This is a genomic window from Caulobacter sp. P1_B12_2 (assembly GCF_056406675.1).
This window is the reverse complement of the sequence record NZ_JBFTZS010000170.1, coordinates 1-9,016: the sequence shown is the minus strand read 5'-3', so window position 1 is coordinate 9,016 and position 9,016 is coordinate 1. Positions and strand designations below refer to the sequence as shown.

General features: G+C 67.9%; 9 protein-coding genes. 4 read left to right on the top strand and 5 right to left on the bottom strand.

What is annotated here, in order from left to right:
• Together AC1DZ6_RS12395 and AC1DZ6_RS12390 are read right to left on the bottom strand one after the other, a co-directional pair.
• The coding region (locus tag AC1DZ6_RS12395; protein WP_477097477.1) for a sensor histidine kinase at nt 1–1,450 on the bottom strand (1,450 nt) is incomplete at its 3' end.
• A 137-nt stretch (nt 1,451–1,587) separates the two neighbouring features.
• Nucleotides 1,588–2,871, bottom strand: coding sequence for an HlyC/CorC family transporter (locus AC1DZ6_RS12390; RefSeq protein WP_477097478.1), 1,284 nt, complete (start codon nt 2,869–2,871; stop codon nt 1,588–1,590).
• 116 nt (nt 2,872–2,987) lie between these two features.
• Between AC1DZ6_RS12390 and AC1DZ6_RS12385 the strand changes: the two genes are divergently transcribed.
• The 4 genes from AC1DZ6_RS12385 (at nt 2,988) to AC1DZ6_RS12370 (ending at nt 6,148) form a co-directional block, all read left to right on the top strand.
• Nucleotides 2,988–3,926, top strand: coding sequence for a LysR family transcriptional regulator (locus tag AC1DZ6_RS12385; RefSeq protein WP_477097476.1), 939 nt, complete (start codon nt 2,988–2,990; stop codon nt 3,924–3,926).
• A gap of 143 nt (nt 3,927–4,069) precedes the next feature.
• Nucleotides 4,070–4,780 (top strand): SDR family NAD(P)-dependent oxidoreductase, encoded by a 711-nt coding sequence (locus tag AC1DZ6_RS12380; protein ID WP_477097475.1) that lies wholly within the window; start codon nt 4,070–4,072, stop codon nt 4,778–4,780.
• A gap of 12 nt (nt 4,781–4,792) precedes the next feature.
• Nucleotides 4,793–5,029 (top strand): tautomerase family protein, encoded by a 237-nt coding sequence (locus tag AC1DZ6_RS12375; RefSeq protein WP_477097474.1) that lies wholly within the window; start codon nt 4,793–4,795, stop codon nt 5,027–5,029.
• A 66-nt stretch (nt 5,030–5,095) separates the two neighbouring features.
• Nucleotides 5,096–6,148, top strand: coding sequence for an NAD(P)H-dependent flavin oxidoreductase (locus AC1DZ6_RS12370; RefSeq protein ID WP_477097473.1), 1,053 nt, complete (start codon nt 5,096–5,098; stop codon nt 6,146–6,148).
• Nucleotides 6,149–7,163: 1,015 nt separating this feature from the next.
• Here the strand turns inward: AC1DZ6_RS12370 and AC1DZ6_RS12365 are convergent.
• The 3 genes from AC1DZ6_RS12365 to AC1DZ6_RS12355 all read right to left on the bottom strand — a co-directional run.
• The gene (locus AC1DZ6_RS12365; protein WP_477097472.1) at nt 7,164–7,451 is read right to left on the bottom strand and encodes a GIY-YIG nuclease family protein; all 288 of its coding nucleotides are present in this window, start codon (nt 7,449–7,451) and stop codon (nt 7,164–7,166) included.
• Between the two features lie 126 nt (nt 7,452–7,577).
• Nucleotides 7,578–8,687: a 3-dehydroquinate synthase gene (gene aroB / locus AC1DZ6_RS12360; RefSeq protein ID WP_477097471.1), complete on the bottom strand. Its 1,110-nt coding sequence runs from the start codon at nt 8,685–8,687 to the stop codon at nt 7,578–7,580.
• Nucleotides 8,684–9,016 (bottom strand): shikimate kinase (locus AC1DZ6_RS12355; protein WP_477097470.1); only part of this gene is annotated, 333 nt, incomplete at its 5' end. The genes AC1DZ6_RS12355 and aroB, both read right to left, overlap by 4 nt.

Below are 9,016 nucleotides of genomic sequence, written 5' to 3'. Positions count from 1 at the left end.
TCGGGCCGCCCTGTTCGGTCCAGGTCAGGCGCAGGCGCGCGCCGTCGCCGGGATTGTCCGATTCCAGCGCCCAGGCCACCCGCACGGAGCCTCCTTGAACCGACAGGGCGCCGTATTTCAGCGCGTTGGTCGCCAGTTCGTGGATGGCCATGCCCAGGGCGACGGTCGCCTTGGGGCTCAATTGCGGGTCGCGGGCGTAGTCGAAGATGATGCGGTCGCGGGCGGCGAAGGCCTCCAGCTCGAAATCGAAGATCTCGCGCAGACTGGCGCCTTCCCAGTTCTGCTCGGTCAGCAGGTTGTGGGTGTGCGACAGGGCCATGATCCGGCCCTCGAAGGCATCGCGAAAAGCCTCCGGCGTGTCGGTGGTGCGCAGGGTCTGGCTGGCGATCGACTGCACCGAGACCAGGGTGTTCTTCACCCGGTGGTTCAGCTCGTTGACCAGCAGCTTCTGGCGTTCCTCGGCGCGCTTGCGCTCGGTGACGTCCAGCGACACGCCCGCCATGCGTCTGGCCCCGCCGTGATCGCCCGTCTGGGCGGCGCGGCCGCGGGCGTGCACCCAGCGCGCTTCGCCGGCCGGTGTCAGCACGCGGTACTCGATGTCGTAGTCCGCGCCGTGACGGATGGCGTTCTCGATGGCGGCGGTCATCCGCTCGCGATCGCTCGGATGCACCGAGGCCACCAGGTCGGCGAACCCGAAGTCGTCGTCCGGGCCGCGYCCGTAATTGGCCTTGCAGATGTCCGAGGCCAGGTAGTCGCGGGTCTCGACGTCCAGCTCCCACGAGCCCAGGCGGCCGGAATCCAGGGCGAACTTCAGGCGCTCCTCGGTGTCGCGGCGCTGGGCCAGCTCGGTGTGGGCGGCGTCGTGGATCTGTATGGATTCGATCGCCACCGCCGCCTGGGCGGCCAGGCCGACCATCAGGCTTTCGGCCCGGGCGCTGAATCGTCCGGTCTCGGGATGGCCGAAGAACAGTCCGCCCAGCACCGTCCCCTCGCGGGTGATCACCGGCACGGCCAGGTAGCTGCGCACGGGCAGGTGGCCTTCGGGCATGCCCTCGCGAGGCGTATTGAGGCCGTAGCGCGGGTCCTGGGTGATGTCGTCCGAGCGCACCACGCCCTCGCCGTTGAAGGTCGGGGCGAAGACGGCGGTGTTGCGCGGCATGGGGAAGGCTTCGAAAGCCGAACGGGGCGCGCCCGACAGGCTGTAGAGCATGAAGCTCTCGCCCGCCGCGTCGATCACATTGTAGAAGAAGGCTCCGAACCGGGCGCCCGTCAGCTCGACGCCGCCATCGACCACGGTCTGGACCAGGCTGTCGGCGTCGCCGCCCGCGCCGATGGCTTCGGCGATGCGGTTGAGGGCCAGCGAGCGACGGATTTCCTCGGCCAGGGCCTCTTCGGTCGCGACGAGGCGCGCAACGAGGTCATCGACCCCGTCCTCCTCGGCGCGACTCATCGCCTTGGCCAAGCTTCTTACCCCCACTCGCCCCAGTCGCCCGATCTTACCGGGCGCGGTCAGAAACGCGTCGCTAAGGTCATGGTTCCCGCGCCGGACGTCCGGACCCGGAGAAACCTTGGTCTTGGACGAGACCGCTAGCGCTCGCTTTCGTCCAGCCGCCCGCTGATCCGCAGGCCGGTGATCTGGTTGCGCTGGCGGCGCAGCACCTGGAAGCGGTGGTGGTGGAAGATGAAGATCTGGCCGGGCTCGGGAATGGTCTGGGCCTCGTGGATCACCAGGCCGGCGATCGTCACGGCCTCGCCTTCCGGCAGCCGCCAGTCCATCGCCCGGTTCAGGTCGCGCACGGTGACGTGGCCGTCGACATGCACCGAGCCGTCGGCCTGGGGACGCAGGCCCTCGACCTTGGTGTCGTGCTCGTCCTCGATCTCGCCGACGATCTCCTCGAGGATGTCCTCCAGGGTCACCAGGCCCTGCAGGGCGCCGTACTCGTCGACCACCAGGGCGAAGTGGCTGCGGCGCTTGAGGAAGGCGTTCAGCTGGTCCTTGAGGTTGGTGGTGTCGGGGATGAACCACGGCTCGCGCTGGATGGTGGCCACGTCGATGTCGTCGATCGCCCCGTTGGCGGCGGCCAGGGCCCGCAGCAGGTCGCGGGCGTGCAGCACGCCGACGATGTTGTCGGGGTTCTCGCGATACAGCGGGATGCGGGTGTGCTGGGCCTCCAGCGCCTCGGCCACCAGCTCGCGGATCGGCAGGTCGGCGTCGATCAGGGTGATCGACTTGCGGTGGACCATGATGTCCGAGACGTCCATGTCCGACAGGTCCAGCACCCCGCCCAGCATCCGCCGGTCGCCGCTTTCGACCCCGCCTTCGGAGTGGTGGTACTCGACCGCGCCGCGGATCTCCTCGTGGGCGGCCAGCACGTCGACCTCCATGTCCAGCTTGACGCCGAACAGCCGCAGCGTGCGCCGCACGATCCACTGGATGGTGTAGATGATCGGCCCGAACACCCGAACGACCACCAGGGTGGGCCCCGACAGGAAGCGGGCCACGTCGTCCGACTTCAGGATCGCCAGGGTCTTGGGCAGCACCTCGGCGAACACCAGGACCAGGACCGTCATTGTGCCGGTCGCCGCCGCCACGCCCCACGGGCCGGGAATGGCGGTGGTCAGCACCTGGGTCGCCAGGGCCGAGGCCAGGATGTTGACCAGGTTGTTGCCCAGCAGCACCGCCCCGATCATCGTCTCCTGGTCGGACAGCAGCTTGTTGACCCGCTTGGCCGGCCGGTCGCCCTCGCGCTCCAGCTGATGCATACGGGCCCGGGAGGCGGCGGTCAGCGATGTCTCGGCGGCCGAGAACAGCGCCGAAATGGCCAGCAGGACGACGACGATCGGCGCGAGGCCGAGGATGGCGGTGAGGATCATGGGGCGGTTGTACGACGCGGGCGTGCGCAGGGGGAGGGGCGGCATGGATTGTTCCGCCGCGCGGCGTTATGCCTGTCAGCCAGCGTCCAACCTTGCTTCAGGCGGAAGACCGAATGGATCGTATCGAGGCGATGCGGGTGTTTGTCGCCGCGCTGGACGAGGGCAGCCTGGCCGGGGCGGGGCGTCGGCTGGGGCGCTCGCCGGCCGCCGTCAGCCGGGCGATCGCCTTCCTCGAGCACCATGTCGGCGCCGAACTCCTGCACCGCACCACGCGCTCGCTGAGGCTCAGCGAAGCCGGCGAGCGCTATGCCGCCGCCTGCCGGCGCATCCTGGTCGACCTGGAAGAGGCTGACCTGATCGCCCTGGGCGAACGCTCGGCCCCGCGCGGAACCCTGACCATCACCGCGCCGCCGATCAGCGGCGAGGAGATCCTCCACCCCGTCATCGACGCCTATCTGGACGCCTATCCCGGCGTGGCGGTGAACCTGCTGCTGCTCGACCGCCCGGCCAATCTCGTCGAGGAGGGGATCGATGTCGCCCTGCGGGTCGGCCAGCTTCCGGACTCCTCGATGGTGGCCGTGCGCGTGGGCGGCGACGTGAAGCGAGTGATCGTCGCCGCGCCGCGCTACCTGGATCAGCATCCTCGCATCGTCGAGCCGGCCGACCTGGCCAAGCACCAGATCGTCACCACCACCCACTTCGGCCACGACACCTGGGTCTTTCCGCCGGCGCCGGGCGGGACGGTCGCGCGGTCGGTGCACTTCAAGCCCCGGCTGGTGGTCAACAGCGTGCGGGCCGCCCTGGCCTCGGCGGTCGACGGCCGCGGGGTGACGCGGCTCTACACCTACCACGTGGCCGAGCGGGTGCTGGACGGCAGCCTGCGGGTCCTGCTGCGCGACGCCGAGCCCGCGCCCTTGCCGGTTCACCTGATCACGCCGAATGGGCGGACCTCGGTTCCGAAGGTCCGCGCCTTCCTGGATTTCGCCGCGCCCAGGTTGCGAGCGGCCTTCGCCCGGCTTTCGGCGGAGGCCGAGGCGTTGGTTCCGCCCTGAGCCATTCCCTCGATTGACGGAACGGTGACTGCCGTGCGGCGCGTATTCAGTCGCTGGGTGGATGAGCCGACATTGGCGTCAACGGTCCTGCACGGACCTCCGGCCCGCGATCCTCGCCGCCGGAAACGTCATCGAGGCAAGTCATGAGCAATCAACAAAAGGTCGCCATCGTCACCGGCGCGTCGCAAGGCATCGGCGCGGCTCTGGTGAAGGCCTATCGCGACCGCGGCTACCGGGTCGTGGCCACGTCGCGTTCGATCAAGCAAGGCGCCGATCCCGACATCCTGGCCGTGGCCGGCGACATCGCCGACCCGACCACCGCTGAGCGCGTGGTGGCCGAGGCCCTGGCCCGCTTCGGCCGGATCGACACCCTGGTCAACAACGCCGGCATCTTCACGGCTAAGCCGTTCACCGCCTTCACGGCCGAGGATTTCGCGGACAACCTCTCCACCAACCTGGTCGGCTTCTTCCACGTCACCCAGCAGGTCTCGGCCCAGATGCTGAAGCAGGGCTCGGGCCACATCGTCAGCATCACCACCAGCCTGACCGACCACGCCATCGCCGACGTCCCCTCGGTCCTGGCCAGCCTGACCAAGGGCGGCATCAACTCGGCGACCAAGTCGCTGGCCATCGAGTTCGCGACCAGGGGCGTGCGGGTCAACGCCGTCTCGCCGGGCGTGATCAAGACGCCGATGCACGCGCCGGAAACCCACGCCTTCCTGGCCGGCCTGCATCCGGTGGGCCGCCTGGGCGAGATCCGCGACGTGGTCGAGGCCGTGCTCTATCTTGAGACGGCCGCGTTCGTGACGGGCGAGATCCTGCACGTCGACGGCGGCCAGAGCGCCGGTCACTAGGGAGAGACGGCCATGCCCATCGTCAATATCCAGGTGACGCGCGAAGGCTCCGGACCCGGCCGGGACTCGGTCACGGCCGAGGAGAAGGCCGCCCTGATCGCCGGGGTGAGCCAACTTCTGCTGGACGTGCTGCACAAGCCGCTCGACTCGACCTTCGTCGTCATCGAGGAGGTCGAGCTCGAGAACTGGGGCTGGGGCGGTCTGCCCGCCCTGGAATACCGCAGGCGAAGGGCYGCCGGCCAGACCTGAACCTCGACCTCACTCCCGGGCCGCCGTGTCGCGGCGGCCCATTTTCTCGCCAACAGGATGTCCGCCATGGGTTCCGCCACCCCGAACCGCTTCCTCGATCTGGTCGGCGTCGACCTGCCGGTCATCCAGGCGCCCATGGCGGGCGCGACGACGCCCGAGATGGTGATCGCCGCCAGCAACGCCGGCGGCCTGGGCTCGCTGCCCAGCGCGCTTTATGCCGAGACCGAGCTGCGCGCGGCCCTGGACACCGTGCGGGCGGGGACGCGCGGACCGATCAACGTCAACTTCTTCACCCACGTCACGCCGCCTGAGGATCCCGCGCGCCAAGCCGCCTGGCGACGCAGGCTGGCGCCCTACTATGTCGAGGCCGGTCTGGATCCGGATCAGCCCCTGGCGGTGGGCGGGCGCGCGCCCTTCGACGAGGCGTTCTGCGCGGTGGTCGAAGACTACCGTCCCGAAGTGGTCAGCTTCCATTTCGGCCTGCCCGCGCCGGCGCTGCTGGACCGGGTGAAGCGCGCCGGGGCCAAGGTGCTGTCGTCGGCCACCACCCTGGCCGAGGCTGTCTGGCTGGAGGCGCATGGCGTCGACGCGGTCATCGCCATGGGCGCCGAGGCCGGCGGTCATCGCGGCAATTTCCTGACCCATGACATGAGCACGCAGGTCGGCACGTTCGCCCTGCTGCCCCGGATCGCGGACGCCGTCTCGGTTCCGGTGATCGCGGCGGGCGGGATCGCCGATCGTCGCGGCGTCCTGGCCGCGTTCGCCTTGGGAGCGGACGCCGTCCAGGTCGGCACGGCCTATCTGCTGACGCCGGAAGCCAGGATCTCGGCCGTCCATCGCCAGGCCATGATATCGGGCGAGGACGCCACCGCGATCACCAACCTGTTCACCGGCCGCCCGGCGCGCGGCGTGGTCAATCGGCTGATGATGGAGCTGGGTCCGCTGTCCGACCTGGCGCCGGCGTTCCCGACGGCCGGGGCGGCGCTGGCGCCGTTGCGAACCGCCGCGGAAGCGGCCGGTCGCGGCGACTTCAGCCCGCTGTGGGCCGGCCAGGCCTACCGCCTCGCCAGGCCGATGTCGGCCGCCGCCCTGACGCGAAGCCTGGGCGGCGTCGCCTAGATCGCGCCGACATTCGCCGAGCCCCTTTCGGCCGTCATGCCTACCCTGAAGCGACGGGATGCGCCGCTCCTGACCATGCCCGCCGAAGTCGCCGAGAGCGGACAGGCTGAATTGTCTGTTCGGGGTCGGGACGGGAAATCACGTCACCGCTTGAAATCGGACGTTCGACGGCCGGAAAGCGGACATCGCGAGAGTCAGAGAAGGGTGGTTGTCGGACGTTGCAAGCCGCTTGGGAGGGCCACTTTACCCCCGTTAGTTGCCTCGCAGATCTTTGCAATCCGCTAAGAATACCGGCGCTTCAATGCCCTCGCTCGAACATAATACGTAGGCCAAGCACTGCGACGGCGGGTATGCACCATACTCTTTTAGATATTCATTTTTGTAAGATAGAGATCGCCCGTCAGTCTTAAATGCAGCGGGACTTAGCGGCAAATTCCCCATATAGGAAAATCGCAACGCATCCTCATCGTTTCCACGACGATGAAGGCGTTCAGCGTACTCATATGTATATGATGGGCTAAATTTTGCATTGATCTCGCGAACCAAGTCTCGATCCGAGAGAGACGAAATCATCTTTCTATAGACTTGACCTTTTGGCAACAGTTCCGGTTGGTCAAGCACTGACAGTCGAGGGCCGATAAGACCTTCCCGGCGATACTCTGCTATTCGCTGGTTGGTATCGGTGATGTTCGCGCCAATACGTCGGCAAATTTCGGCGCGGTGTTGGGTGACCTGGATCCAATCCTCCGTTGTCGAACTGCAACTGCTCAAACCGACGGATAGCACCAGAACGCACCAACCAGCACCATGGACGCCACTTCCCATCACGCTCGCCTTATCTCGGATCATTGCCGGACCTAAGCGGAACGCGCGTGATGTTCAACGTCAAGCTTGTGGAGGCTTGGGTCCGACTAGGGTCGGAACGGGAAATTGGCGTCGGCGCTGAAACCAGACCTTCGGCCGGAACGCCAACAACCAGACCTTTCGAGCGTCAGCCAAGGGTGGAGAGCCGGCGTTAGGCTTCCTCCTCGTCGCTGCCCCAGATGCGAGGAGACAGATCGGCTTGAGTAGGATTGCCTTTCAAGATCAAACTTCGTCGCTGATCTTCCGACATATCGCTCAGCCGGTCGGCGTGAGCTTGGGCGAGAGCGATATCCCCATGGCCTTCAAACCAGACCAGGTTGTCCACGCCATACTTGACGATCCAATCCATATCGAGGAGCGACGCTGAGACCCCTACATAGGATCTGGCAAGTCCCTCGCTGGACGCGATGTAAACGTAACCGGAGGTCGGGGTGTCCATGGCGACAGCCTACCTACCTAGTCCGAGCGTCCGCAATGGGTCGTGAGCGGCCCCCAGCCTGACGACGCCTTTCGGACGTTCAGATCGCCGCCATGAGCCAGTGTCGGTCTTGGCGCGCTTCCGCCCCTAGACCGCGCCTTCCTCGATCAGGAACGCCCGCAGCGCCTCGCGGTCCACGTCCTTGGCCACGAAGGCGTCGCCGATGCCGCGGACCAGGATGAAGGTCAGCAGTCCGCCCTCGGCCTTCTTGTCCTGGGCGCTGTGGGCGATCAGGGCGTCGGCGCTGAACGGCTCGGGGCGGATGTCCGACAACTTGGTCGGCAGGCCGGCGGCCTTGATCGCGGCCTCGGCGCGGACGGCGTCCTGGCTGGGGCACAGGCCCTGGCGGACCGAGAAGCGGAAGGCTTGCGCCATGCCCAGGCCCACGGCTTCGCCGTGCTTGAGCGCGTCGCCGAAGCCCATCTCGCCCTCGACCGCGTGGCCGAAGGTGTGACCCAGGTTCAGCAGGGCGCGGCGGCCGGCCTCCCTCTCGTCCTCGGCGACGATCTCGGCCTTCATCTCCACCGAGCGGCCGACGGCGCGGACCAGGGCGGTGGTGTCGCGCTCCAGAATGGCGTGGACGTTGGACTCCAGCCATTCGAAGAAGGCGAAGTCGCCCAGCAGGCCGTACTTGATGATCTCGGCATAGCCGCAGGCCAGTTCGCGAGCGGGCAGGGTGGCCAGGATGTCGAGGTCGGCCAAGACCAGGCGCGGCTGGTGGAAGGCGCCGATCAGGTTCTTGCCGCGCGGGGTGTCGATGGCGGTCTTTCCGCCTACGGACGAATCCACCTGGGCCAGCAGGGTGGTGGGGATCTGGATGAAGTCGATGCCGCGCTTGTAGATCGACGCCGCGAAGCCGGTCAGGTCGCCGACCACCCCGCCGCCGAACGCGATGACCATGTCGCCGCGCTCCAGGCCCAGGGCCAGCAGACGGTCGCTCAGGTCGGCCAGGCCCTCGAAGCTCTTGGTCTCTTCGCCGGGCGGGACCAGGATCACGTCGGTGGCGACGCCGGCATGCTCCAGGGCATTGGCCAGCCGCTCGCCGTGATGCTCGCCGACGATGGTGTCGGTGACGACGGCCACCCGCTTGCGCTTCAGCAGCGGCGCGATGTGCTCGCCCGCCCGGTCGATCAGGCCCGTGCCGACGACCACGTCATAGGCGCGCGCGCCCAGGCCCACGGGGATGGTGGTGATCACTTGGACTCGCTTTCGGAGGGGGTCTCGTCGTCGGACGGCGCCAGATGGCTCGTCAGGGCCTGGATCACGGCGTCGACCGCCACGCCGTGGGCGGTGTCGCCGGTCTCGACCGTCAGATGGGCCTCGCCATAGGCGGGGTAGCGCAGGGTGGCGTGCTCGCGCAGCACGTCCATCGGGTCGCGGCCCTTCAGCAGCGGCCGGCCGTCCTTGCGGCCCACGCGGCGGGCCAGCAGCTCCAGGTCGGCCTTCAGCCAGACGGCGACGGCCTTGGACTTGATCAGGGCGCGGGTCTCGGCGTTGACGAAGGCTCCGCCGCCGGTGGCCAGCAC